The sequence below is a fragment of the Streptomyces sp. W1SF4 genome (assembly GCF_003950035.1).
GTDB lineage: Bacteria > Actinomycetota > Actinomycetes > Streptomycetales > Streptomycetaceae > Streptomyces > Streptomyces racemochromogenes.
In genome coordinates this window covers 5,160,711-5,185,110 of sequence record NZ_CP034350.1, presented here as the reverse complement: position 1 = coordinate 5,185,110, position 24,400 = coordinate 5,160,711, and the positions used below count along the sequence as shown (strand labels likewise).

24 protein-coding genes are annotated in these 24,400 nt (G+C 71.6%); 10 read left to right on the top strand and 14 right to left on the bottom strand.

What is annotated here, in order from left to right; genetic code table 11:
• Positions 1–99: 99 nt before the first annotated feature.
• From D1J60_RS24365 to D1J60_RS24350, 4 genes are all read left to right on the top strand, one after another.
• Complete coding sequence (locus D1J60_RS24365; protein ID WP_125822527.1) at positions 100–1,083, top strand: ABC transporter ATP-binding protein; 984 nt, start codon at positions 100–102, stop codon at positions 1,081–1,083.
• Entirely contained in the window at positions 1,076–1,855 is a 780-nt protein-coding gene (locus tag D1J60_RS24360; RefSeq protein ID WP_185899211.1) for an ABC transporter permease subunit, read from the top strand. Before D1J60_RS24365 ends, D1J60_RS24360 begins: the two co-directional genes overlap by 8 nt.
• A 181-nt stretch (positions 1,856–2,036) precedes the next feature.
• The gene (locus tag D1J60_RS24355) at positions 2,037–3,161 is read left to right on the top strand and encodes an ABC transporter ATP-binding protein (RefSeq protein ID WP_125822526.1); all 1,125 of its coding nucleotides are present in this window, start codon (positions 2,037–2,039) and stop codon (positions 3,159–3,161) included.
• The gene (locus D1J60_RS24350) at positions 3,158–4,012 is read left to right on the top strand and encodes an ABC transporter permease (RefSeq protein ID WP_125594542.1); all 855 of its coding nucleotides are present in this window, start codon (positions 3,158–3,160) and stop codon (positions 4,010–4,012) included. The genes D1J60_RS24355 and D1J60_RS24350 overlap by 4 nt, the downstream gene beginning before the upstream one ends.
• 10 nt (positions 4,013–4,022) lie before the next feature.
• Here the strand turns inward: D1J60_RS24350 and D1J60_RS24345 are convergent, their stop codons facing one another.
• Positions 4,023–4,349, bottom strand: a complete 327-nt coding sequence (locus D1J60_RS24345) for an ATP/GTP-binding protein (protein WP_125822525.1) — start codon at positions 4,347–4,349, stop codon at positions 4,023–4,025.
• A 248-nt stretch (positions 4,350–4,597) separates the two neighbouring features.
• Between D1J60_RS24345 and D1J60_RS24340 the strand changes: the two genes are divergently transcribed.
• Entirely contained in the window at positions 4,598–5,629 is a 1,032-nt protein-coding gene (locus tag D1J60_RS24340; protein WP_125594556.1) for an LLM class flavin-dependent oxidoreductase, read from the top strand.
• A gap of 81 nt (positions 5,630–5,710) precedes the next feature.
• Here D1J60_RS24340 and D1J60_RS24335 read toward each other — a convergent pair whose 3' ends face one another.
• Positions 5,711–6,103, bottom strand: a complete 393-nt coding sequence (locus D1J60_RS24335) for an SCO5389 family protein (RefSeq protein ID WP_125594540.1) — start codon at positions 6,101–6,103, stop codon at positions 5,711–5,713.
• Between the two features lie 220 nt (positions 6,104–6,323).
• Here D1J60_RS24335 and nucS point away from each other — a divergent pair, with 220 nt between their 5' ends.
• Entirely contained in the window at positions 6,324–6,995 is a 672-nt protein-coding gene (gene nucS, locus D1J60_RS24330) for an endonuclease NucS (RefSeq protein WP_206436563.1), read from the top strand.
• Positions 6,996–7,421: 426 nt separating this feature from the next.
• Here the strand turns inward: nucS and D1J60_RS37395 are convergent, their stop codons facing one another.
• The 4 genes from D1J60_RS37395 to D1J60_RS24310 form a co-directional block, all read right to left on the bottom strand.
• A complete protein-coding gene (locus D1J60_RS37395; protein WP_164720961.1) occupies positions 7,422–9,971 on the bottom strand; it encodes an ATP-binding protein in 2,550 nt (849 codons plus the stop codon).
• A 207-nt stretch (positions 9,972–10,178) separates the two neighbouring features.
• A complete protein-coding gene (locus tag D1J60_RS24320) occupies positions 10,179–10,820 on the bottom strand; it encodes a LysE family translocator (RefSeq protein WP_125822522.1) in 642 nt (213 codons plus the stop codon).
• 52 nt (positions 10,821–10,872) lie between these two features.
• Complete coding sequence (locus D1J60_RS24315; RefSeq protein ID WP_125603340.1) at positions 10,873–11,196, bottom strand: STAS domain-containing protein; 324 nt, start codon at positions 11,194–11,196, stop codon at positions 10,873–10,875.
• A 159-nt stretch (positions 11,197–11,355) separates the two neighbouring features.
• Positions 11,356–12,204 carry a 3-hydroxyacyl-CoA dehydrogenase family protein gene (locus D1J60_RS24310; RefSeq protein WP_125603341.1) on the bottom strand — a complete coding sequence of 283 codons (849 nt, stop codon included), beginning with the start codon at positions 12,202–12,204 and terminating at the stop codon, positions 11,356–11,358.
• 240 nt (positions 12,205–12,444) lie between these two features.
• Between D1J60_RS24310 and D1J60_RS24305 the strand changes: the two genes are divergently transcribed.
• A complete protein-coding gene (locus D1J60_RS24305) occupies positions 12,445–13,017 on the top strand; it encodes a cob(I)yrinic acid a,c-diamide adenosyltransferase (protein WP_125822521.1) in 573 nt (190 codons plus the stop codon).
• Between the two features lie 115 nt (positions 13,018–13,132).
• Here D1J60_RS24305 and D1J60_RS24300 read toward each other — a convergent pair whose 3' ends face one another.
• Positions 13,133–13,708 (bottom strand): hypothetical protein, encoded by a 576-nt coding sequence (locus D1J60_RS24300; protein ID WP_125822520.1) that lies wholly within the window; start codon positions 13,706–13,708, stop codon positions 13,133–13,135.
• Between the two features lie 169 nt (positions 13,709–13,877).
• Here D1J60_RS24300 and D1J60_RS24295 point away from each other — a divergent pair, with 169 nt between their 5' ends.
• The 3 genes from D1J60_RS24295 to D1J60_RS24285 all read left to right on the top strand — a co-directional run bounded on the left by D1J60_RS24295 (position 13,878) and on the right by D1J60_RS24285 (position 17,741).
• Positions 13,878–15,062, top strand: a complete 1,185-nt coding sequence (locus D1J60_RS24295) for a histidine kinase (RefSeq protein WP_241253384.1) — start codon at positions 13,878–13,880, stop codon at positions 15,060–15,062.
• Positions 15,059–15,712, top strand: coding sequence for a response regulator transcription factor (locus tag D1J60_RS24290; protein WP_125603345.1), 654 nt, complete (start codon positions 15,059–15,061; stop codon positions 15,710–15,712). The genes D1J60_RS24295 and D1J60_RS24290 overlap by 4 nt, the downstream gene beginning before the upstream one ends.
• Before the next feature lie 136 nt (positions 15,713–15,848).
• Positions 15,849–17,741 carry a glycoside hydrolase family 18 chitinase gene (locus D1J60_RS24285; RefSeq protein ID WP_241253383.1) on the top strand — a complete coding sequence of 631 codons (1,893 nt, stop codon included), beginning with the start codon at positions 15,849–15,851 and terminating at the stop codon, positions 17,739–17,741.
• Positions 17,742–17,834: 93 nt separating this feature from the next.
• Here the strand turns inward: D1J60_RS24285 and D1J60_RS24280 are convergent, their stop codons facing one another.
• The 7 genes from D1J60_RS24280 to D1J60_RS24250 all read right to left on the bottom strand — a co-directional run bounded on the left by D1J60_RS24280 (position 17,835) and on the right by D1J60_RS24250 (position 24,389).
• The gene (locus D1J60_RS24280; RefSeq protein ID WP_125600436.1) at positions 17,835–18,281 is read right to left on the bottom strand and encodes a DUF2550 domain-containing protein; all 447 of its coding nucleotides are present in this window, start codon (positions 18,279–18,281) and stop codon (positions 17,835–17,837) included.
• Between the two features lie 127 nt (positions 18,282–18,408).
• Complete coding sequence (locus D1J60_RS24275; protein WP_007266595.1) at positions 18,409–18,783, bottom strand: F0F1 ATP synthase subunit epsilon; 375 nt, start codon at positions 18,781–18,783, stop codon at positions 18,409–18,411.
• Positions 18,784–18,924: 141 nt separating this feature from the next.
• Positions 18,925–20,367 (bottom strand): F0F1 ATP synthase subunit beta, encoded by a 1,443-nt coding sequence (atpD, locus tag D1J60_RS24270; protein WP_031148271.1) that lies wholly within the window; start codon positions 20,365–20,367, stop codon positions 18,925–18,927.
• Positions 20,367–21,284, bottom strand: coding sequence for a F0F1 ATP synthase subunit gamma (locus D1J60_RS24265; protein WP_007266593.1), 918 nt, complete (start codon positions 21,282–21,284; stop codon positions 20,367–20,369). Before D1J60_RS24265 ends, atpD begins: the two co-directional genes overlap by 1 nt.
• Before the next feature lie 20 nt (positions 21,285–21,304).
• Positions 21,305–22,900, bottom strand: a complete 1,596-nt coding sequence (gene atpA / locus D1J60_RS24260; protein ID WP_007266592.1) for a F0F1 ATP synthase subunit alpha — start codon at positions 22,898–22,900, stop codon at positions 21,305–21,307.
• Positions 22,901–23,034: 134 nt separating this feature from the next.
• Complete coding sequence (locus D1J60_RS24255; protein WP_125822517.1) at positions 23,035–23,850, bottom strand: F0F1 ATP synthase subunit delta; 816 nt, start codon at positions 23,848–23,850, stop codon at positions 23,035–23,037.
• On the bottom strand, positions 23,847–24,389 hold the full coding sequence (locus D1J60_RS24250; protein WP_007266590.1) for a F0F1 ATP synthase subunit B: 543 nt from the start codon (positions 24,387–24,389) through the stop codon (positions 23,847–23,849). Before D1J60_RS24250 ends, D1J60_RS24255 begins: the two co-directional genes overlap by 4 nt.
• Positions 24,390–24,400: the final 11 nt, after the last annotated feature.

Below are 24,400 nucleotides of genomic sequence, written 5' to 3'. Positions count from 1 at the left end.
CGCCGCCGTCTACCCGCTGGTAGCGAAATCGGCACATCAGGGGCCGTATGTCACCTTTTTGAGGTGGCGTACGGCCCCTGGGCGTTCTAGCGTGGCCGCATGATCGAGCTCGAGGGCCTTACGAAACGATTCGGCGCGAAGACCGCCGTGGACAACCTCAGCTTCCAGGTCAGACCGGGGGTGGTGACCGGCTTCCTCGGCCCCAACGGGGCGGGGAAGTCCACGACCATGCGCATGATGCTCGACCTCGACCGCCCGACGAGCGGCACGGTCCGGATCGACGGGAAGCACTACCGGGACCTGCCGGAACCGCTGAAGCACATCGGTGCGCTGCTGGACGCGAAAGCCATGCACGGCGGTCGCAGCGCGTACAACAACCTGCTCTGCCTGGCCCAGTCGAACCGGATCCCGGAGCGACGGGTGGCCGAGGTGCTGGACCTGGTCGGCCTGACGGCCGTGGCCAAGAAGAAGTCGAAAGGATTTTCGCTCGGAATGGGCCAGCGGCTGGGAATCGCCGCTGCCCTGCTGGGAGATCCGGAGATCCTCATGTTCGACGAACCGGTCAATGGTCTGGACCCCGAGGGAATTCTCTGGATCCGCAATCTTATGAAGGGGCTGGCCTCGGAAGGGAGAACGATCTTCGTCTCCTCCCACTTGATGAGCGAAATGGCGTTGACCGCAGACCATTTGATCGTCATCGGACAGGGAAAGCTCCTTGCCGACATGTCCATGTCTGATTTCATCCGCCAGAACTCCCGCAGTTACGTACGGTTGCGCTCGCCGCAGCAGGAACGCCTCAAGGACGTGCTGCACGAGGCCGGCATCAACGCGGTGAGCGTGCCCGCCACCGGCACCCTGGAGATCGACGGCGTCGAAGCCGAGCGGCTCGGCGAACTCGCGGCCCAGCACCAGATCGTGCTGCACGAACTCAGCCCGCAACGGGCTTCACTCGAGGAAGCGTTCATGCGCATGACGGCGGATTCCGTCGAATACCACGCCCACGCGCCCGGCGCGGCCGTACCCCCGCCCGCGGGCCCCGCGTGGGGCGCCGGCTTCGAGGCGACCCGCAAGGGCGGTGAGTGAGGTGGCCTACTCCGCCGTCCTCCGGTCCGAGTGGACCAAGATCCGCACCGTCGCCTCGACCAGCTGGACCCTGGCCACCACGCTGCTGGTCACCGTCGCCATGGGCGCCGGGCTGTGCGCCGTGGTCAACGCGACCTTCGAGGACATGCCGAAGGCCTCGCAGATCACCTTCGACGCCACGCAGATGAGCTTCTCCGGGATGATGCTGGGCCAGCTGGCCATGCTGGTCTTCGGTGCGATGGTCGTCGGCAGCGAGTACGGGACGGGCATGGTCCGCACCTCGCTCGCGGCCGTGCCCCGGCGCGGCACCCTGCTGCTGGGCAAGGTCACCGTGGCCACCGGCCTCGCCCTGGTCGTGGGCCTGGCCACCGGCTTCCTGTCCTTCTTCCTGGGCCAGGCCCTCCTCGGCGACCACAAGACCGCGCTCGGCGAGGAGAACGTCCTGCGCGCCGTGATCGGCGTCGGCCTGTACCTGGCCCTGCTCGCCGCGTTCGCCATCGGGATCTCGATGGTCCTGCGGAACTCGGCCGCCGCGATCTCGCTCCTGATCACCTTCGTCCTGATCCTGCCGATCGTGCTCAGCCTGGTCGACGCCACCCGCAAGATCGCCGCGTACCTGCCCAACATGGCGGGCTCCGCGATCATGCAGACCGTCGCCTCGCCGGACTCCGACGCGCCCTACGGACCCTGGGGCGGGCTCGGGATCATGGCGCTGTGGTCGCTCGCCGCCATCGCCGCCGGCTACCTCACCCTCGCGAAGCGGGACGCCTGACCGCCACGCCGTGACACGGGGTGTCCGTCCCACGACGGACACCCCGAGTACTACGGGACATCCCCGGGTCGGATCTCAGGGGCACCTCAGGGATCCGGCCCGGAAGGGAACCGCACGGGCCCCGATATCCTCTTAAGGCGTACGCGGGCGAGAGCCGTCCCGGCTGGCAAGGGGCACGAGGATGATCGAGGCAGTCGGCCTGACCAAGCGCTTCGGCGCCAAGACCGCCGTCGACCAGCTGTCCTTCCAGGTCAAGCCGGGCCACGTGACGGGCTTCCTCGGACCCAACGGCTCCGGCAAGTCCACCACCATGCGCATGGTCCTCGGGCTGGACCGGCCCACCTCCGGCCGCGTCACGATCAACGGCCTCCCCTTCCGGGAGCTGCCGAACGCCCAGCGGCACGTCGGCGCCCTGCTCGACGCCAAGGCCGTGCACGGCGGCCGCCGGGCCCGCACGCACCTGCTGTCCATCGCCCAGCTCTCCGGGATCCCCGAGAAGCGCGTGGACGAGGTCCTCGGCGTGGTCGGCCTCCAGGACGCCGCCCGCCAACGCACCAAGGGCTTCTCCCTCGGCATGGGCCAGCGCCTGGGCATCGCGGCCGCCCTGCTCGGCGACCCGCAGGTGCTGCTCTTCGACGAGCCGGTCAACGGCCTCGACCCCGAGGGCATCCTCTGGGTCCGCAACCTCATGCGTAAGCTGGCCTCCGAGGGCCGGACCGTCTTCGTCTCCTCGCACCTGATGAGCGAGATGGCCCTCACCGCCGACCACCTGATCGTGATCGGCCGGGGCCGGCTGCTGGCCGACATGAGCACCCAGGACTTCATCACGCACAATTCGGCCGGATTCGCGCGGGTGCGTGCCGCCGCCGGCCCCGCCTCCGACGGCTCCGACGGCCGGACCTCCCTCGCCTCCGCCCTGACCCGGGCGGGCGGCCGGGTCCTCCAGGAGCCCGACGGGGCGCTGCGCGTCACCGGGCTGGAGCTGCCGCGCGTCAGCGACCTCGCGCACGAGGCCGGCGTACGGCTGTGGGAGCTCTCCCCGCACCGGGCCTCGCTGGAGGAGGCCTACATGCGGATGACGCAGTCCTCCGTCGAGTACACCTCCACCGAGGACCCCCGCGCCGAGCTCTGGGAGCCCGAGCCGCTGACCGTCCCGGAATGGGAGGAGGAGGCGGCCGTCCCCGTGGAGACCGCGGCGAGCTTCTTCGCTCCCCCGCCCCCCGGATCCGGGCGCCCCTTCCTGATGCCGGGCAGCGCCGCCGATCTGGCCCGCGATTCCGAGAACACCCCCGAGGAACACCGATGACCCCCACCCCCGCCGGCCCGCCCGCGGCGAGCGCGGAGCAGCCGCGGGCGTACAGCTCGCCCCTGCCCACGCCCCGGCCGCACCTGGGGCACGCCATCGCCTCGGAGTGGACGAAGCTGACCTCCGTGCGCTCCACCCTGTGGACGCTCGGCTCCCTCGTGGCGCTGGTCGTCGGCGTCGGCATGATCGCCGTGCTCCAGACCGGGGCCGCCGACTACCAGTACCTCCCCTTCACCGGTCCCGCCCTGTTCGGGCTGATGGCCGGCCAGGTGTCGGTGATCGTGCTGGGCGTGCTGACGATCTCCTCCGAGTTCGGCACCGGCCTCATCCGCACCACCTTCACCGCCGCCCCCGAGCGGCTGCGGGTGCTCACCGCCAAGTACCTGGTCTTCGGCACCTGCGCGTTCCTCGTCACCCTGGGCTCGGTGCTGTTCGTCGGCCTGTGGGCCGCGGTCCTGCACAACGGACCCGCCGCCGGGGTGCACGGCCTGAGCGACTGGACGGGCGCGGTCGCCGGCTCCTTCTACGTGACCCTGCTGGGCGTCCTCGCGCTCGCGGTCGGGGCGCTGGTACGGCACTCCGCGGGCGGGATCGCGGTCATGCTCGGCGTGGTCACGATGCCGCCGGTGCTCGGGGCGATACTGACCTCCTGGCCGGTCACCTCGTCGCTCGGGGGGCTGGTGCTCCGCTACAACGCCCCGGTGGGACTGGTGCAGCTCTTCGGGTTGCAGGGCGTCGACATGGAGGGCCGGTCGGCCCCCAGCAACGTGGTCCAGCTCGTCCTGCTGCTGGTGGTGACGGCCGGCGCGGTCGTCGCGTCCTACGTGGTGGTGCGCCGCCGGGACGTGTGACGGGCTTCCTCTAGTACCGGGGAGCGTTGCGGGACCGCTGCACCTTGGAGGTGCGGCGGTCCTTCGCGTTCCAGCAGGCCTTGTGCCAGTGCCGGCGGTCGTCGACGCCGCCGTACTCGGGCCACGCCACCAGGTGCGGGGTGCCCGCGGGGATCTCCTGGTCGCAGCCGGGGCAGCGGTAGCGCTTGCCCGCCGCACCGGCCCCCGCCACGTGCCGGACCTTCCAGTCCTCGCCCAGGTACTCCTCGGTGCGCTCCAGGCCGAACCGGTCGAGGCCGGTGCCGGGTCGTTCGTCCGGAGTCTCGCCGCCCCTGGGGCGGTTGTGGCGCGGTGACACGTATACCTCACGAAGGGGCGGGCGACAGTGACTTTCTCCCAGACTACGCGCAGCGAGCCGGGGTACCCGCAGGGTGGCTGGTGGACGCAGGCCCTCCGCGGGGAGCTGGCCCGACAATCTCAATAACTTTCCTGTCAGGCCGTGCCTTTGGCACGTGTCAGACGTTGTTGCCAGCAGACGTCGATGCCGTCGACGAGTCGGTCCGCCTGGGGGAGGCCGCGTCAGCCGCGAGGAGGCTAAGGGCGATGATGCGCGTAGGAGCGTTTGTACTGGCGGCCCAGTTCCCTGGTCAGGGACAGGGCGAGGCACTGCACCGGGCGGTGCGGACCGCCGAGGTGGCGGAGGAGTCCGGGCTGGACTCGGTCTGGGTCGCCGAGCACCACTTCGTGCCGTACGGGGTCTGCCCGTCGGCGGTGACCCTGGCGGCCCTGCTGCTGGGCCGGACCCGGCGGCTGCGGGTGGGCACGGCGGTGAGCGTGTTGCCGAACACGCATCCGGTGGCCCTGGGCGAGCAGGCGGCCCTGCTGCACGTCACCTCGGGGGGCCGGTTCACCCTGGGGGTGGGGCGCGGCGGGCCGTGGGTGGACCTGGAGGTGCTCGGAGCGGGCCTGGAGGCGTACGAGAGCGGTTTCCCGGAGGACCTCGACCTGCTGCGGCGCTGGCTGGCGGAGCCCAGGGTGGGGGCGGCCGGGCCGCGGCACTCCTTCCGCGAGGTGGCCGTCGTACCGCGCCCGTCCGAGGCGCTGGACGGTGACGGGACGGGGCCGGAAGTGATCGTCGCGTGCACCTCCCCGGCGTCGGTACGGCTGGCCGCGGAGCGCGGGCTGCCGATGCTGCTGGGCATGCACAGCGGGGACGAGGAGAAGGCCGAGCAGGTCGCGCTGTGGCGACGGACCGCGCTGGCGCACGGGCACCCGCCGGAGTCCGTGCGGGCCGCCGGGCACGTGTCGGCCGGGGTCTGCCAGCTGGCGGACCACTCGGCCGACGCGCGCGAGACCCTGCTGAAGTCGATGCCGGGCTGGTTGCGCCAGGGCCTGGGCGCCCACGTGACGGTGGACGGCCGGCAGCGCGCGATGCGGGACCCGCACGCGTACACGGAACTGCTGTGCTCACTGCACCCCGTCGGCAGCCCCGCCCTGGCGGCGGACCGGCTGGCGCAGACGTCGGAACGGACGGGCATCACCCGCTTCGCCCTGCTGACGGAGGGGTCGGGTGACCTCGCCGCCACGGAGGACAACGTCCGCCGCCTCGGCTCGGAGGTCCTCCCCCTGCTGGTGTGACCCCGTACGGGGCCTGGGGCTGCCGCTCCTGTGCCAGTCGCACCTCCCGCGACACGGAGCGGCAGCGGAGTACCGGTACCGCTAGCAGTCCCGAAGTTCCGGGGACTGGTTGAGCAGCTGGCCGCGGATCGAGGTGAACTTGGCCAGCCGGTCGTCCACCGAGGGATCCAGCGGGAACACGGCCACACGGTGGCAGTTCTGGAACGCCAGGCGCACCCCGAAGTGCCGCTGCAGCGCACCCCGTATCGCGTCACTCGCGAGCGCGCGCAGCAGCTGCCCGCGCGCCTGCTCGTCCGGCGGCGGCGTCTGGTTGTCGGCGAACTCTCCGCCCTCAACCTCCAGCTGGGCCACCAACGAGCTGATCATCTCCCATGCGTAAGGCAGGGAGGTCCGGACGCAGTCGACGAAGGCGGCTTCGTCGACCTCGCCTCGCTCGGCCTGTTCGAGTAGGGCCGGTGAGACGTCGAGCGACATGGGTTCTCCTCTCGTGACCCAGGCAGTTTGGGCTGCCTGGGTCCTACGGGCAGGGAGGGAGGCCGCGACGCAGTGTGCACGCTCGACAACCTCCCGCTCACCACGGTAGGCGCCCACAGGGTGACGCACCAGGAGAATGCGCATACAACGCGCCATCGGCGAACGGGGCTTTCAGGGGCGAATCGCGTGGAGGCCCGTCGGTCGAGTAGCGTTGCCGACCATGCGTCTCGTCATTGCCCGCTGCTCCGTCGACTACGCGGGCCGGCTCACCGCCCATCTGCCCTCGGCACCCCGTCTGATCCTCGTGAAGGCCGACGGCAGTGTCTCGATCCACGCGGACGACCGGGCGTACAAACCGCTCAACTGGATGTCGCCTCCGTGCACCCTCAAGGAGGGGACCGGGGACGACGCGAGCGTCTGGACCGTGGTCAACAAGGCGGGCGAGAAGCTCATCATCACCATGGAGGAAGTCCTCCACGACTCCTCCCACGAGCTGGGCACGGACCCCGGCCTCATCAAGGACGGCGTCGAGGCGCACCTCCAGGAGCTGCTGGCCGACCGCATCGACACGCTGGGTGAGGGCTACACCCTGATCCGGCGCGAGTACATGACGGCGATCGGCCCGGTCGACATCCTGTGCCGGGACGCCGCCGGCGCGACGGTGGCGGTGGAGATCAAGCGGCGCGGCGAGATCGACGGCGTCGAGCAGCTGACCCGCTACCTGGAGCTGCTGAACCGCGACCCGCACCTCGCGCCGGTGCGCGGCGTCTTCGCGGCGCAGGAGATCAAGCCGCAGGCCCGGGTCCTGGCCAACGACCGCGGGATGGACTGCGTGGTGCTCGACTACAACGCCCTCCGCGGCATCGAGGACGACAAGCTCCGCCTGTTCTGATCCTTTTGACGCGCCGCTCGCGCGGCTGGGCGCCTGGGCGCCTCACCGGCTTCGCGCCGCTGCGCCAGACTCCGTTCGGCGGCCGTCGGGCGGGGTCCGGCCTCTCTTCGCCGCCGTCTGCGGCCCGTCGTTCCCCTCGGCCCTCCGAGCCCCTGCGGCTCGGGGGGCCGTTGTCGCCTCAGGCGCCGGCGCGGCTGGGGGGCTGGCGCTGCGCGCGCCGGTGCGGGTCACTGCACGGCGCTACCGCGCCCGCGCCTCAAACGCCGGCGGGGCTGGAAGCGCGCCGCGTGCGCTCCAGGCCGCCCGGCGGCCTGGAGAATTCAGCCCCGCCGGCGTTTGAGGCACGGGGTCTGGGGCGGAGCCCCAGGGAACGGTGGAGGGGCGGGTAGGGGACGGCCCCGCGCAGCGGCATCGGCCCCCGGGCGGTCAGATGGTCTTCGGGGACCCCGACGCCGGCGGGGACTGGGCCTCCGTCGAGCTAGTCGACGTCGTCGGGGTGGCCGGCCCCGTCGGCGTGACCGGGGGCGTCGTCGGCGGTGTCGGTGAGGGCGTCGTGGGCGGCGGAGTGGTCGCCGGGGGCGGCGTCGTCGCCGGCGGCGGCGTCGTGGCCGGCGGGGTCGGGTCCGGTCCCGGCTGCTGCGGACCCGGCGTCCCGGCCGGCGGCGGGGTCGTGGGCGCGGAGCCCCCGCCCCGGGTCGGGTCGCTCCCCGCCCCCGGCGGAACCACCGGCTCCGCCGGCGAATCGTTCCCGCTGTTCCCCGGAACCCGCGGCGGGGTCACCGCAGGCGCGTCCGGGGTCGAGGACACGGTCGGCTCCACCGGCTGCTCCGGGTCCTCCCCCGCCGTCAGCGACAGGCCGACGACCGTGCCGAGCGCCACCACCGTCAGCGCCCCGGCGGCGGCCAGCAGCACCGTCTTGCGCGGCCGGCCGGGTCCGGGCTCGGGGCGCCGCACGAACGGCGCCGGCGCCGGGGCCGGGCCCGGCTGCGGCGCCGCCGTGAACGCGTCCGCGTAGACCTGGGACAGGGTCGCGGGCGACCCGGCCGGCTTCCCGATCACCGGGGTCACCTGGGTGACCGCCTCGGAGCCGGCCTGCTTCGCCACGGCGCCCGCGCCCGTGCCCGCGCCCGTACCCGTACCCGCGCCCGTGCCCGGCGGCAGCGCGGCCAGGACCGGCGGGGCCTCCAGCCGCAGCGGCGGCGAGGCCTGGGCCCCCCTCGCCTCCCGGTCCCGGTCGGTGACCAGCGCCAGCGCCCGCCGCCCGGCGACCGTGCCGCGCTTGTCGGCCAGCGCCCCGCGCAGCCCGATCGAGGCCTCCAGCTCCGCCCGCGCCCGGTCCAGACGCCCCTCGCACAGCGCGAGGACGCCGAGCTCGTGGTGGAAGTACGCCTGCTCCGCGACCTCCCCCGCCTTCCGCGCGGCCTCCGCGCCCGAGCGCAGCACCCGCCCCCAGGCCTCCCAGGACGGCGCCGCCGCCAGCGCAGGGGCGGCCGTGCGGGCCAGCAGCACGGCGGCCACCACATCGGCCCCGCCCAGCGCGGCGAGCACCGCGTCGGCCTCCGCCGCGACCCGCTCCGGGGTCACCGAGGCGTGCCCGGTCCACCAGGCGTAGTGCCGGGCGGCGGTACGCGCCTCCTCGGTGGCGCTCTCCCCGTACCCGGCCTCCTCCAGCTGCCGTGCGACCCCCTCCGCGAGCCGGTAGCGGGGCCCGACGGGGGTGATCAGGCCGCAGCCGAGGAGTTCCGCGACGGCGGCGTCGGCGTGCGTGTCGCCGACCAGCGCGGGCAGGTGGGCGTGGTGCGGGAGTTCCCCGCCCAGGGCGCAGGCGCTCCGCAGGGCGGCCCGGGCCGACTCGCTCACCCGGGACGCCAGCAGCTCGGCGGGCGCGGCGGCCTGGGCCAGGGTGGGCAGCGGCACGTGGGAGGGGTCGCGGGGGCGTTCCTCGAAGACCCCGGGCTCGTCGTCCTCGTCGTCGGCGGAGCCCCCGTTGAGCTCGTCGCGCTGCCGCAGCAGTGCGGCGGCCTGCACGAAGCGCAGCGGCAGCCCCTCGGAGGCGAACCGCAGGTCCTCCGCCCAGGCCGTCTCCTCGTCGGTGAGCGGCCTGCCGGTGGCGGCCTCCAGCAGCCGTGCGCAGTCGGCCCGGCCGAGCCCGCCGAGGAAGACCTCCTCCAGGTGCGCGTCGTCGGAGGGGGCCTTGGCGTCGGGGGCGGCGGCGAGCAGGTAGGCGCATTCGGGTGTGGCGCGCAGCAGCTCGTCGAGGGCGGCGCCGCCGAGCTCGAGGTCGTCGAGGAGCACGATCGCGCCGATCTCGGCGACGCCCGCGAGGAGTTGCGTACGGTCGGGGCGCTCGTCCCGGGTGTCGTACACGGTGGCGTACAGGGTGTGGAGCAGTTCGGCGGGCTGCTGCCTGCCGTGGCCGCTGAGGCGGACGACCCCGTCGGGCGCGAGGTCCGCGCAGTCGGCGGCGACCGCGTCGAGGAGGACGGTGCGGCCGGATCCGGCGGGCCCGGTCAGCCGTACGGAGCGGCCGCGCCCGAGGAGGCGTACGAGCCGCTCCCGCTCGTCCGCGCGCGCCAGGAGCGGCAGGGCGGGCACGGGCGGTCCGGGCAGTACGGGCGGGCGCGCGGCGGCGTCCCGGTCGGCGCGGGAGGCGGCGGAGCGCTTGGCGGGGCGGCGGCCGGCCGCCGGGCGGGCCTCGGGCCGCAGGGGCTCGATCTCGCTGCCGTCGACGGGGTTGACGGTGAGGGTGAACTCCCCGCTGGTCAGGGTCACGACGCGGGCGGGGGCCGGCGCCTGCGCGGCGGATCCCGACGCCGGGGTCCTGGCCGGCGCGGACTTGGCCGGCGCGGTCCTGGCCGGCGCGGTCTTGGCCGGCGCGGTCGCCGGAGCCGCCGCCGGAGCCGCCGCCGGTGTCCCGGCCGGGCGGCCCGCCGCGGCCCGTTCGTCCTGGCCCGGCTGCCCCTGAGTACGCTCCATGCCCCTGTCCCCCCGATCGCGCCGCGCGCCCGCCGCCGTCTTCGTCGTGCCCGGCGCCCGCTCACGTCGTCGTCGCCACCGGTCCGGTTTCGCCCGACCCTAGACCGTGGACGGGGCCGCCGTCACCGCCGGGGTGCCTTCACCACCGGACCGCCACGCTTCCCGCCTGCGGTCCTCGCGGCCGGTCCTCGCGGTCAGTCCTTGCGGTCAGTCCTTGCGGCCGGTCACGGCGACGGTGACGCCGAGGCCGATCATGGCGAGCCCGCCGGTGCCGCCGATCAGGGAGAGGCGGCGCGGGGATCCGGCGAACCAGTCGCGGGTGGTGGCGGCGGCCAGGCCCCAGAGGCTGTCGAAGACGATCGCGATCAGGTTGAAGACCAGGCCGAGCAGCAGCATCTGGAGCATCACGTGGCCCTGCTCGCGGTCGACGAACTGGGGCAGCACGGCGGCGAAGAAGACGATGGTCTTGGGGTTGGCGACGCCGACCGCGAAGCCCTCGCCGAGGGTGCGCAGGGTGCCGCGGGCCTCGGGGGCCGCCTCGGCGACCGCGGCCCGCAGCGATCCGCGGCCGCGGAAGGCCTTGACGCCCAGGTGGACGAGGTAGGCGGCGCCGGCCAGCTTCAGGACGGTGAAGACGAGGACGGAGCGTTCGACGACGGCTCCGACGCCGAGCGCCACGGCCACGACGAGCACGTACGCTCCGAGCGTGTTCCCGGCCACCGTGGTCAGCGCGGCCCGCCGGCCCTGGGCGAGCGCCCGTCCGACGACGAAGAGCACGCTGGGGCCGGGGATCACGATCAGCACGAGGGACATGGCCGCGAAGGCCAGCAGTCTGTCGGTGGACACCATGGACCCATGTAAACCGAGCCCGCCCCGGGGGCGCAGCCCCTTTTTCCCCGGGTCACACCCGGGGCAGGGACTCCGCTTCCAGCCCGCCCTCGATCGCGAGGATGCGGTGCAGCCGGGTCGCGACGAGCAGCCGCTGCATCCGGTCGGGCACCCCGCGCAGGACCAGGCGCCGCCCGGTCCGGCCGGCCCGCCGGTGCGCCCCCATGATCACGCCGAGTCCGGTCGCGTCCCAGGAGTCCAGGCCGGTGAGGTCGAGCACGAGGTCGCCGTGGCCGTCGTCGAGGGCGGTGTGGAGGACCGTACGGGCGTCAGCCGCGCTGCGCACGTCGAGGCGGCCCCCGACAGCGAGTTCGGCGTGGTCGCCCCTGATGTGCATGTGTGCTCCCCGGCTTTACTGCGTACGTGTGGTCCGACGGGTCCGTGGTCGGCAACTCTCACTGCAACTGACTGCCGTGCGGGCGGTGAAGTTGCCGACCGTGAGCGAACCGATACCTAATTCACCCCCTGGGGGGTGCCGGGATTCGAACGCTCGTGCTCAGTGCTTGTAGAAGCCCTGGCCGCTCTTGCGGCCGATGTCGCCCGCGTCGACCATGCGGCGCATCAGCTCCGGCGGCGCGAACTTCTCGTCCTGGCACTCGGTGTAGATGTTGCTGGTGGCGTGCAGCAGGATGTCGACGCCCGTGAGGTCGGCGGTGGCCAGCGGGCCCATGGCGTGCCCGAAGCCCAGCTTGCAGGCGATGTCGATGTCCTCGGCGGTGGCCACGCCCGATTCGTAGAGCTTGGCGGCCTCCACGACCAGCGCGGAGATCAGGCGGGTGGTCACGAAGCCGGCGACGTCGCGGTTGACGACGATGCAGGTCTTGCCGACCGACTCGGCGAACGCGCGGGTCGTGGCGAGGGTCTCGTCGCTGGTCTTGTAGCCGCGCACCAGCTCGCAGAGCTGCATCATCGGGACGGGCGAGAAGAAGTGCGCGCCGACGACCCGCTCCGGGCGCTCCGTCACGGCCGCGATCTTGGTGATCGGGATGGCGGAGGTGTTGGAGGCCAGGACGGCGTCCTCGCGCACGATCTTGTCGAGGGTGCGGAAGATGTCGTGCTTGACCTCGAGCTTCTCGAAGACGGCCTCGACGACGATGTCCACGTCGGCGACCGCGTCGAGGTCGGTGGTCGTGGTGATCCGCGCGAGGGCCGCCTCGGCGTCCTCGGCGGTCAGCTTGCCCTTGGAGACGAACTTGTCGTACGAGGCCTTGATGCCGTCCGTGCCCCGGGTCAGAGCGGCATCGGTGACGTCCCGCAGGACGACGTCCCAACCCGCCTGAGCGGAGACCTGAGCGATCCCGGAACCCATCAGTCCCGCGCCGATGACGGCGAGCTTCCCAGCCACTGCACACCCCTCGTTGTTCTCAGTACGACCCGGCCTCGTAGCCTCTCCGGCGGAGACTAGCGCCCGTGAGGGGCGCAGTGACCGCGAAGTAACACGCGTCACGTCTCAGATGACGGACATCACACTGGTACGGGCCAGGAGGCGTACGGGGCCCCACAGTTCGGATCCCGCCACCGTCGTGCCGGGCCGCCGGCTCCCGCCGGGCGGTACGCCCGCGGCGGGCGCGTCTACGCTGGCGCCATGGTGAACCTGACGCGCATCTACACCCGTACCGGCGACAAGGGCACGACCGCCCTGGGGGACATGAGCCGGACCCGGAAGACGGACCTGCGGATCTCCGCGTACGCCGACGCCAACGAGGCCAACGCCGCCATCGGGACGGCGATCGCGCTGGGTGCGCTGCCGCAGGAGGTGGTGAAGGTCCTGGTCCGCGTGCAGAACGACCTGTTCGACGTCGGCGCCGACCTGTGCACGCCGGTCGTGGAGGACCCGGAGTACCCGCCGCTGCGGGTGGAGCAGTTCTACGTGGACCGGCTGGAGGCCGACTGCGACGTCTTCAACGGGCGGCTGGAGAAGCTGCGCAGCTTCATCCTCCCCGGCGGCACCCCGGGCGCGGCCCTGCTGCACCAGGCCTGCACGGTGGTCCGCCGGGCGGAGCGCTCCACGTGGGCGGCGCTGGAGGAGCACGGCGAGGTGATGAACCCCCTGACGGCCACCTACCTCAACCGCCTCTCCGACCTCCTCTTCATCCTGGCGCGGACGGCCAACAAGGAAGCCGGCGACGTGCTCTGGGTCCCCGGCGGGGAACGCTGACCGCACCCCGGCCCCACCGGGGGTCCGGGGGTCGCCCCCCGGGCCGGCACAGCATCCTGGCGCGGACGGCCAACAAGGAAGCCGGCGACGTGCTCTGGGTCCCCGGCGGGGAGCGCTAGCGCTTGGTTTCGGCCAGGGGGGCGTCCTGGTCCGCCGTGCCCGCCGGGGCCTTGCGGGGCCAGATCGTGTAGGTCGCGGCGATCAGGGCCTGGATGGCGACGACCTTCAGGGCGATGCCCTGACAGGCCTCCAGCTGGGCGGTGTCGGCGCCGGCGCCGATGTACCAGATCCCGGCCTGGAGCAGTCCGTACGCGACCGCGGCCGCGGCCATGGTCCGCACCCACAGCTTCCACTCGTGGACCGCGCGGGCCTTGCCGTACGGGCTTCCGGGCGGCTTCGGGCCCCCGGCGAAGCGGTGGGCGGCGTGCCCGTCGAGCCACTTCACGGTGTAGTGCCCGTAGCCGACGGTGTAGCCGATGTAGAGCGCCGCGACGCCGTGCCGCCAGCTCGGTTCGCCGCCGTTCTTCAGGTCGACGAAGGACGCCACCAGCAGCACCAGCTCCAGCAGCGGCTCCACCAGCAGCAGCGCGGCCCCGAGCCGCGGCATTCCGGCCAGGTAGCGCAGCGCCAGGCCGCCCGCCAGCAGCACCCAGAAGCCGACCTCACAGGCGATGATCAGCCCGACGAGCATGACGGCCCTCCTTTCGTTCCCCGGTTCCTCCGCTTCTCCTCCAAGGGTTCCGGCCGCCGCGCCCCGCCGCGTCGTCGCCAGTGACGAAAGCCCACTGCATCCTTCGATGTAGCGCCTTCTCAGCCCGGGTACCGAGGCCCCGCCGCGGCGGACCGTGTTGGATGGGGGCGTGCCCCCGAAGATCCCCCGCCCGCACCGCGACGACGTACTGCTCGCCGCCGTCAGCGTGCTCGCCGGCCTGCTGCTGTGGGTGCTGGGCGTGCACAGTACGCCCAGCCGGCACTCCCTGCCCGACTGGGCGGTGCTGGTCCCGCTGCTGGTGCTCGGCGCCCTGGAGCTGCTGCGCCGCACCATGCCCCGCGTCACCCTGTCCGTCGGCACCCTCGCCGTCGTCGCGGACCAGTTCACCCTCGGCAACATCGCCAGCGTCATCATCTTCACCGACCTGATGTACGCCGCGGTGGTCTACGGCAAGCCGTCCATGGCCCGCCGGCTCCCGGTCAGCACCGGCCTGATCACCGTGGCCGTCACCATCGGCTCCCTGGTCTGGCTGCGCACCCCCCAGGCCCTGCTCATCGGCGTGATCACCGGCATCGTCAGCTTCGCCCCGGCCCTGACCGGCGCGACCCTGCGCAACCACCGCGAGGCCGCCGAGGCCGCCCGGCTGCGCGCGGAGCAGACGGCGCTGCTGGCCGAGATGGACCGCAGCCAGGCCGTGGTGGCCGAGCGCGCCCGGATGGCGCGGGAGCTGCACGACATGGTGGCCAACCACCTCTCGGCGATCGCCATCCACTCCACCGCCGCCCTCTCCATCGACTCCCCCGCCACCAGCCGCGAAGCGCTCGGGGTGATCCGGGAGAACAGCGTGCAGGGGCTGGCGGAGATGCGGCGGCTGATCGGGCTGCTGCGGGACGCGGGGGCGGAGCAGGAAGCCGTCGCCGTGCCCTCCCTGGACGGCTTGGAGGCGCTGCTGGGGCAGGCCCGTACGAACGGGTCCGCGAGCGGGCTGGACTTCGTCCTGGCGGACGAGCGGCCCACCGGGGCGGCGCTGCCGGCGCCGGTGGAGCTGGCGGCGTACCGGATCGTGCAGGAGTCGCTGACCAACGCCCTCAAGCACGCCGCCCCCGGTACCGTCCGGGTCCGCGTGGCGCACGGCGCGGGGCTGCTGACGGTGGCGGTGGACTCCCCGTACGGGGACCGGCCGGACCCGCGCGCCCCGGGTTCCGGGGCCGGGCTGATCGGCATGCGGGAGCGTACGGAGCTGCTGGGCGGGACGTTCACGGCGGGCGCGGCGGACAGGGTGTGGCAGGTGCGGGCCGTGCTGCCCGCCGAGGAGAGGGCGGTGCAGTCATGACCATCAGGGTGCTCGTGGCCGAGGACCAGCGGGCCGTACGGGCCGGTCTGGTGCTGATCCTGCGCAGTGCGGGCGACGTCGAGGTGGTGGGAGAGGCCGCCGACGGTGAGGAGGCGGTGCGGCTGGCGGACGAGCTGCGGCCGGACCTGGTCCTCATGGACGTGCAGATGCCGAGGCTCGACGGGGTGTCGGCCACCCGGCAGGTGGTGGAGCGGGGGCTGGCGGACGTGCTGGTCCTGACCACCTTCGACCTGGACGAGTACGTCTTCGGCGCGCTGCGGGCGGGAGCCGCGGGTTTCCTGCTGAAGGACGCGGACGCGGCGGAGCTGATCGCGGCGGTGCGGACGGTGGCGCGCGGGGAGGGGCTGATCGCCCCGGCGGTGACCCGGCGGCTGATCGCCGAGTTCGCGGCGCCGAAGGCGGTACGCGCTCCCGTGCGGCCGGCGGCGGCCGCGGCGGTGGAGTCGCTGACGCGGCGCGAGCGGGAGGTGCTCGGGGCGCTGGGCGAGGGGCTGTCGAACGCGGAGATCGCCGTGCGGCTGGACATGGCGGAGGCCACGGTGAAGACCCACGTCAGCAGGTTGCTGGGGAAGCTGGAGCTGCGCAGCCGGGTCCAAGCGGCCGTACTGGCGCAGGAGTTGGGGATCTAGACGGCCTCTGGAGCTAAGGTCTGGACCTCTTGACGCTTGGTCCAGACCTTTCTAGTCTCACCGCATCACTGTGGTGAGCGTGCCATGACAAAGAGCGACACGAGGCGTGCTCACGGGCGGCGCAGGTCCCACCCCCATGTACCGGTCGGCCCCACGATCGGTACGGACCTACGGAGGAGCACCCTTGAGCACAGCACCCCCACGCAACCGTCTGTTCAGGAGGCTGGCCGCGACCGTGGCCGCCCTCGCCCTGCCCGTCGCCGGCCTCGTCGGCCTGGCCGGCCCGGCGCAGGCGGCTCCCTCCGCGACCGCGACCTACACCAAGGTCTCCGACTGGGGCTCCGGCTTCGAGGGCAAGTGGACGGTGAAGAACACCGGCACCACCACCCTCAGCAGCTGGACCGTGGAGTGGGACTACCCGGCCGGCACCCGGGTCACCTCCGCCTGGGACGCCACCGTCACCAGCTCGGGCAACCACTGGACCGCCAAGAACGTCGGCTGGAACGGCACCCTGGCCCCCGGCGCCACCGTCAGCTTCGGCTTCAACGGCACCGGCGCCGGCGCCCCCTCCGGCTGCAAGATCAACGGCGGCTCCTGCGACGGCGGCACCAACCCCACCGACAACCCGCCCTCCGCCCCCGGCACCCCCACCGCGACCGGCGTCACCGAGAACGCGCTGACCCTGTCCTGGACGGCGGCCACCGACGACAAGGGCGTCAAGAACTACGACGTCTACCGCAACGGCGGCAAGCTCACCACCGTCACCGGCACCACCTTCAACGACGGCGGCCTGACCAAGGGCACCACGTACACCTACGCGGTCACCGCCCGTGACACCGCCGACCAGACCGGCCCCTCCTCGGGCGAGCTCACGGTCACCACCCCGGGCGGCGGCGGCACCGATCCGGACCCCGGCGCCAAGGTCAAGCTCGGCTACTTCACCGACTGGGGCGTCTACCAGCGCAACTACCACGTGAAGAACCTCGTCACCTCGGGCAGCGCCGCGAAGATCACCCACATCAACTACGCCTTCGGCAACGTCCAGAACGGCAAGTGCACCATCGGCGACGCCTACGCCGACTACGACAAGGCCTACACCGCCGACCAGAGCGTCGACGGCGTCGCCGACACCTGGGACCAGCCCCTGCGCGGCAACTTCAACCAGCTGCGCAAGCTCAAGGCCAAGTACCCGAACATCAAGGTCCTCTACTCCTTCGGCGGCTGGACCTGGTCCGGCGGCTTCGGCCAGGCCGCCCAGAACCCGGCCGCCTTCGCCGACTCCTGCCACGCCCTGGTCGAGGACCCCCGCTGGGCGGACGTCTTCGACGGCATCGACATCGACTGGGAGTACCCCAACGCCTGCGGCCTGTCCTGCGACACCAGCGGGGCGGCCTCCTTCAAGAACCTGATGTCGGCCCTGCGCGCCAAGTTCGGCGGCTCCAGCCTGGTCACCGCCGCGATCTCCGCCGACGGCTCCAACGGCGGCAAGCTCGACCTCGCCGACTACGGCGGCGCCGCCCAGTACGTCGACTTCTACAACGTCATGACGTACGACTTCTTCGGCGCCTGGGACGCCAAGGGCCCCACCGCCCCGCACTCCCCGCTGACCTCCTACGCCGGCATCCCGATCGCCGGCTTCAACTCCGAGGCCGCCATCACCAAGCTCAAGGGCAAGGGCATCCCCGGCTCCAAGCTCAACCTCGGCATCGGCTTCTACGGCCGCGGCTGGACCGGAGTCACCCAGGACGCCCCCGGCGGCACCGCCACCGGTCCCGCCCCGGGCACCTACGAGCAGGGCATCGAGGACTACAAGATCCTCAAGACCAGCTGCCCCACCACCGGAACCGTCGCCGGCACCGCCTACGCCAAGTGCGGCAGCAACTGGTGGAGCTACGACACCCCCGCCACCATCGCCTCGAAGATGACCTGGCTGAAGAACCAGGGCCTCAAGGGCGCCTTCTTCTGGGAGTTCAGCGGGGACACCGCCAACGGCGAACTGGCGAACGCGATCCACACCGGGCTGAGCTGACCCCCACGCCCTGCACGGCCCGGTGTACGACGAAGCCGGGGAGGCGGGACCGTCCCCCGCCTCCCCGGCTTCCTCACGTACCGGTCGCCCGCGTCAGGCCACGTTCACCCTCTGGCCGGGCGGCGCCGCCTCCAGCCACGCCAGGAAGCCGGTCAGCGCGTCCTCGCTCATCGCCAGCTCCAGGCGCGTCCCCTGGTGGGAACAGCCGAGCACGACGGCGTCGGACAGCAGGGCCAGCTCCTCCTCGCCCTCGGGCGCACGCCGCGCGAGCACCTCGATGGAGGAACGCTCCAGCAGCCGGCGCGGGCGGGGCGAGTACGAGAAGACGCGGAACCACTCGATCCGGTCACCGCTGTAGCGGGCGACCCCGTAGACCCAGCCCTTGCCGGAGGCGTCGGGCTCCTCGGCCACGCCCCAGCGCATGCTGCAGTCGAAGGTCCCGCCGGACCGCTGGATGAGTCTGCGGCGCAGCCCGAACACGAACAGCCCGATCACCACCAGGGCTACGACCAGGCCGCTCACAAGCAGAGCGAGGAGCATCTTCACCGACCTCCTCGCTCATCGAAAACCGCACAAACAAAAGTACGTACATCGCCTCAGCCGCGACCCGGTCCGGAAAATTCCGGACCTGACCGCGGCTGAGGTATCAAACTGTTCGGTACGGGGCTCAGTGCCCCGCGACCGCGCGCAGCCGGACATCGGCGCGACGTTCGGCGGCCGCGTCGGCCTCCGACTTCGCGCGCTCCAGTGCCCGCTCCGCCCGCTGGACGTCGATCTCGTCCGCGAGCTCGGCGATCTCGGCCAGCAGGGACAGCTTGTTGTCCGCGAACGAGATGAATCCGCCGTGCACCGCGGCGACGACAGTGCCGCCCTCGCTGGTACGGATGGTCACCGGGCCCGATTCCAGCACACCGAGAAGCGGCTGGTGACCGGGCATGACGCCGATGTCGCCGGACGTGGTGCGGGCGACGACCAGGGTGGCCTCGCCGGACCAGACATTGCGGTCCGCCGCGACCAGCTCGACGTGCAGCTCAGCAGCCAAGGTGGCTCCTCGGGTCACCACCCGGCGGGTCAGCCGGGTGTTGGGTCAAATTCTAATGGGCGTGTGGAGAGGGACGGGACACACCCGCCCCTCTCCGGTGCAGCTTGTGAGCCGGATGCGCTCCTCGCGGAGCGCGCCGGATCAGGAGACGCCCAGCTCCTTGGCGTTGGCCTTCAGGTCCTCGATGCCACCGCACATGAAGAACGCCTGCTCGGGGAAGTGGTCGTACTCACCGTCGCAGATCGCGTTGAACGCAGTGATCGACTCGTCGAGCGGAACGTCCGAACCGTCCACGCCGGTGAACTGCTTGGCGACGTGGGTGTTCTGCGACAGGAAGCGCTCGACGCGACGGGCACGGTGGACAACGAGCTTGTCCTCCTCGCCCAGCTCGTCGATACCGAGGATCGCGATGATGTCCTGGAGGTCCTTGTACTTCTGCAGGATCCCCTTGACACGCATGGCGGCCGCGTAGTGGTCCGCCGCGATGTACCGCGGGTCGAGGATGCGGGACGTCGAGTCCAGCGGGTCCACGGCCGGGTAGATGCCCTTCTCGGAGATCGGACGGGAGAGAACCGTCGTCGCGTCGAGGTGGGCGAAGGTGGTCGCCGGCGCCGGGTCGGTCAGGTCGTCCGCGGGGACGTAGATCGCCTGCATCGAGGTGATCGAGTGACCACGGGTCGAGGTGATGCGCTCCTGGAGGAGACCCATCTCGTCGGCCAGGTTCGGCTGGTAACCCACCGCGGAGGGCATGCGGCCGAGCAGGGTCGACACCTCGGAACCCGCCTGGGTGTACCGGAAGATGTTGTCGATGAAGAACAGCACGTCCTGCTTCTGAACATCGCGGAAGTACTCCGCCATGGTCAGACCGGCGAGCGCGACGCGCAGACGGGTGCCCGGGGGCTCGTCCATCTGGCCGAAGACGAGGGCCGTCTTGTCGATGACGCCCGAGTCGCCCATTTCCTCGATGAGGTCGTTGCCCTCACGGGTACGCTCACCGACGCCCGCGAAGACCGACACACCGTCGTGGTTGTTGGCGACGCGGTAGATCATTTCCTGGATCAGAACGGTCTTGCCGACACCGGCACCACCGAACAGACCGATCTTTCCACCCTTGACGTACGGGGTGAGAAGGTCGATGACCTTGACGCCGGTCTCGAACATCTCGGTCTTCGACTCGAGCTCGTCGAAGGAGGGCGCCTTGCGGTGGATGGGCCAGCGCTCGGTGACCTCGGCGTTCGCCTCCGGGTAGTTCAGCACCTCACCCAGGGTGTTGAACACCTTGCCCTTGGTGAAGTCACCGACGGGGACGGTGATGCCCTCGCCCGTGTCGGTCACCGGGGCCTGGCGGACCAGACCGTCGGTGGGCTGCATGGAGATCGTGCGGACCATGCCGTCACCCAGGTGCTGGGCGACCTCAAGGGTCAGCGTCTTGAGCGCGCCGTCCTCGGCCGGGTCGGCGACCTGGACCTTCAGCGCGTTGTAGATGTCGGGCATCGCGTCGACGGGGAACTCCACGTCGACGACCGGGCCGATGACCCGGGCGACGCGGCCCGTGGCGGCGGCCGTCTCAACAGAGGTCGTCATTACTTGTCACTCCCCGCGGTCGCGTCGGCCATGGCGCTCGCGCCACCGACGATCTCGCTGATTTCCTGGGTGATTTCGGCCTGGCGGGCCGCGTTGGCAAGCCGGGAGAGGCTCTTGATGAGGTCTCCGGCGTTGTCGGTCGCCGACTTCATCGCGCGGCGGCGGGCAGCGTGCTCGGAAGCGGCCGCCTGCAGCAGTGCGTTGTAGATCCGGCTCTCGACGTAGCGCGGCAGCAGGGCGTCGAGGACGTCCTCCGCCGACGGCTCGAACTCGAACAGCGGAAGGATCTCGCCCTTCGCGCCGTCCTCCTCCTGAGCCTGGTCGAGGCTGAGCGGCAGCATCCGGCCGTCCACGGCGTTCTGCGTCATCATCGACACGAATTCCGTGTAGACGATGTGCAGTTCGTCGACGCCGCCCTCGGCCGTCTCCGTCTGGATGGCCTCGATCAGCGGCGCCGCGACGCGCTTGGCGTCGGCGTAGGCCGGGCTGTCGGTGAAGCCGGTCCACGACTCCGTGACCTTGCGCTCACGGAAGCCGTAGTAGGCGACACCCTTGCGGCCGACGATGTAGCTGTCGACCTCCTTGCCCTCCGCGCGGAGCCGCTCGGTGAGCCGGTCGGCCTGCTTGATGGCGTTCGAGGAGTAGCCGCCGGCCAGACCGCGGTCGCTCGTGATGAGCACGATCGCGGCCCGGGTCGGCGTCTCGACCTCGGTGGTCAGGGCGTGCTTGGTGTTCGAGCCGGTCGCCACCGCGGTCACCGCACGGGTGAGCTCGGTCGCGTACGGCATCGACGCCGCCACCTTGCGCTGCGCCTTGACGATGCGCGAGGCGGCGATCATCTCCATCGCCTTGGTGATCTTCTTGGTCGCCGTGATGGCACGGATGCGACGCTTGTAGACCCGGAGCTGCGCTCCCATGAGTCAGGTCCCTTCCGTCGTCACTTGGAGACGTTGACGGCCGGGACGTCCTCGCCCAGGAGCTTTCCGTCGGAGGTCTCGAACTGGCGCTTGAAGGCGGCGATCGCGTCGGCGATCGAGCCCAGCGTGTCGTCCGACATCTTGCCGCCGTCGGCGATGGAGGTGAGGAGGTCCTTGCGCTCGCGGCGCAGGTGCTCCAGCAGCTCCGACTCGAAGCGGCGGATGTCCTCGACCGGGACGTCGTCCATCTTGCCGGTGGTGCCGGCCCAGACGGAGACGACCTGCTCCTCGACGGGCATCGGCTGGTACTGGCCCTGCTTCAGCAGCTCGACCATGCGCTTGCCGCGCTCCAGCGAGGCCTTCGACGCGGCGTCCAGGTCGGAACCGAAGGCGGCGAACGCCTCCAGCTCACGGTACTGGGCCAGGTCGACGCGGAGACGGCCGGAGACCTGCTTCATGGCCTTGTGCTGCGCGGAACCACCGACGCGGGAGACCGAGATACCGACGTTCAGCGCCGGGCGCTGGCCCGCGTTGAACAGGTCGGACTCCAGGAAGCACTGGCCGTCGGTGATGGAGATGACGTTGGTCGGGATGAACGCCGACACGTCGTTGGCCTTGGTCTCGACGATCGGAAGACCGGTCATCGAGCCGGCACCCATCTCGTCGGAGAGCTTCGCGCAGCGCTCCAGCAGACGGGAGTGCAGGTAGAAGACGTCGCCCGGGTAGGCCTCGCGGCCCGGCGGGCGGCGCAGCAGCAGCGACACGGCGCGGTAGGCGTCGGCCTGCTTCGACAGGTCGTCGAAGATGATCAGGACGTGCTTGCCGGCGTACATCCAGTGCTGACCGATGGCGGAACCGGTGTACGGCGCCAGGTACTTGAAGCCGGCCGGGTCGGACGCCGGGGCGGCGACGATCGTCGTGTACTCGAGCGCGCCGGCCTCTTCCAGGGCGCCGCGAACGGACGCGATGGTCGAGCCCTTCTGGCCGATGGCGACGTAGATGCAGCGGACCTGCTTGTTCACGTCACCGGAGCGCCAGTTGTCACGCTGGTTGATGATCGTGTCGACGGCCAGAGCGGTCTTGCCGGTCTGACGGTCGCCGATGATCAGCTGACGCTGGCCGCGGCCGATCGGCACCATGGCGTCGACGGCCTTGTAGCCGGTCTGCATGGGCTCGTGCACCGACTTGCGGACCATGACGCCCGGGGCCTGCAGCTCGAGGGCGCGGCGGCCCTCGGTCGCGATCTCGCCGAGGCCGTCGATCGGGTTGCCGAGCGGGTCGACGACGCGGCCGAGGTAGCCCTCGCCGACGCCTACGGAGAGGACCTCACCGGTGCGCTGCACCGGCTGACCCTCCTCGATACCGCTGAACTCGCCGAGGACGATCGCACCGATCTCGCGCTCCTCGAGGTTGAGGGCGAGACCGAGGGTGCCGTCCTCGAACTTCAGCAGCTCGTTCGCCATGGCGGAGGGCAGGCCCTCCACCTTCGCGATGCCGTCGCCGGCAACGCTGACCGTTCCGACCTCCTCGCGCGAGGCCGCGTCCGGCTGGTACGACTGGACAAAGGTCTCCAGTGCGTCCCGGATCTCCTCCGGCCGGATCGTGAGCTCCGCCATCTGGGTTCCCTGCTCTCCTTGTTGGGCCTGAAGCTTCTTAGGGGTCTGGGGGTGACCCCCAGGAATCTTCTGCAAGTTCTGCACGGCCCAACCGGGCCGCTAGGAATGCTTTGTATCTGTGTGGTGGCGGCTGGTCAGCCGGCCATGCGGCGCGACGCCTCGGCGAGGCGGTCCGCGATGGTGCCGTCGATGACCTCGTCGCCGACTCGCACCGAGATCCCGCCGAGGACCGCGGGGTCCACGTCGAGGTTCAGGTGCATCTGGCGGCCGTACAGCTTGGCCAGCACCGCTCCGAGACGCTGCTTCTGCACGTCGCTGAGCGGGATCGCGCTGGTCACGGTGGCGACCATGCGGCCCCGTCGCTCGGCGGCGAGCTTGGACAGGGACTCGAGTCCCGCTTCCAGGCTACGTCCACGCGGGTGCGTGACGAGACGGATCACCAGGCGCTCGGTGACGGCGTTCACCTTGCCGCCGAGCAGGCTGCGCAGCAGCTCGCTCTTGGCGGCGCCGGTGGCGGCGCGGTCGGTCAGCGCGGAACGCAGCTCGGTGCTGGAGGCGACGATCCGCCCGAAGCGGAAGAGCTCGTCCTCGACGTTGTCGAGGCCGCCTGCCTGCTGGGCCGCCGTGAGGTCGGCGGTGGCCGCCAGCTCCTCCAGCGCGTCCACCAGGTCGCGGGACTGCGACCAGCGGGAGCGCGCCATGCCGGACACCAGGTCCAGGGTCTCCCCGGAGACCTGGCCGGACAGCAGCCGGCCGACCAGCTCGGCCTTGGCCTCGCCGGACTGCGCCGGGTCCGTGATGACCCGACGCAGCGAGACCTCACGGTCGAGCAGCGCGGTGACGGCTGCCAGCTCGCCGGCGAGCTTCGCCGCGTCGACGGACGTGTTGTCCGTCAGCGCGTCGAGTCGCTCGCGCGCGGAGGCCAGCGCCTCGCGGCTCGCTCCGTTCATCGGGCCGCCTCGGCCTTCTCCTCAAGCTCGCTGAGGAAGCGGTCGATGGTGCGGCTCTGACGAGCGGCGTCCTCGAGGGATTCGCCGACGAGCTTGCCGGCCAGGTCGGTGGCGAGCTTGCCCACGTCCTGACGCAGCGCCTGAGCGGCGGCCTTGCGGTCTGCCGCGATCTGGGCGTGACCGGCAGCGATGATCTCCTCACGCTGCCGCTGGCCCTCTGCGCGCAGTTCTTCCTTCAGCGCAGTGCCCTGCTCCAGCGCGTCCTGGCGCAGGCGCGCGGCCTCGTGCCGGGCCTCGGCGAGCTGGGCCTTGTACTGCTCCAGCACGCTCTGAGCCTCGGTCTGAGCGGCTTCGGCCTTCTCGATACCGCCCTCGATCTGCTCGCGGCGCTCGTCCAGAACCTTGTTGATGTTCGGGAGGAGCTTCTTCGCGAGGAAGCCGAAGACGATGACGAAGGCGATCAGACCGATGACGAGCTCGGGGATCGGCGGGATGAGGGGGTTTTCCATCTCCTCGGCCGCCAGAACCATGAGGTTCACATCAGTGCCTT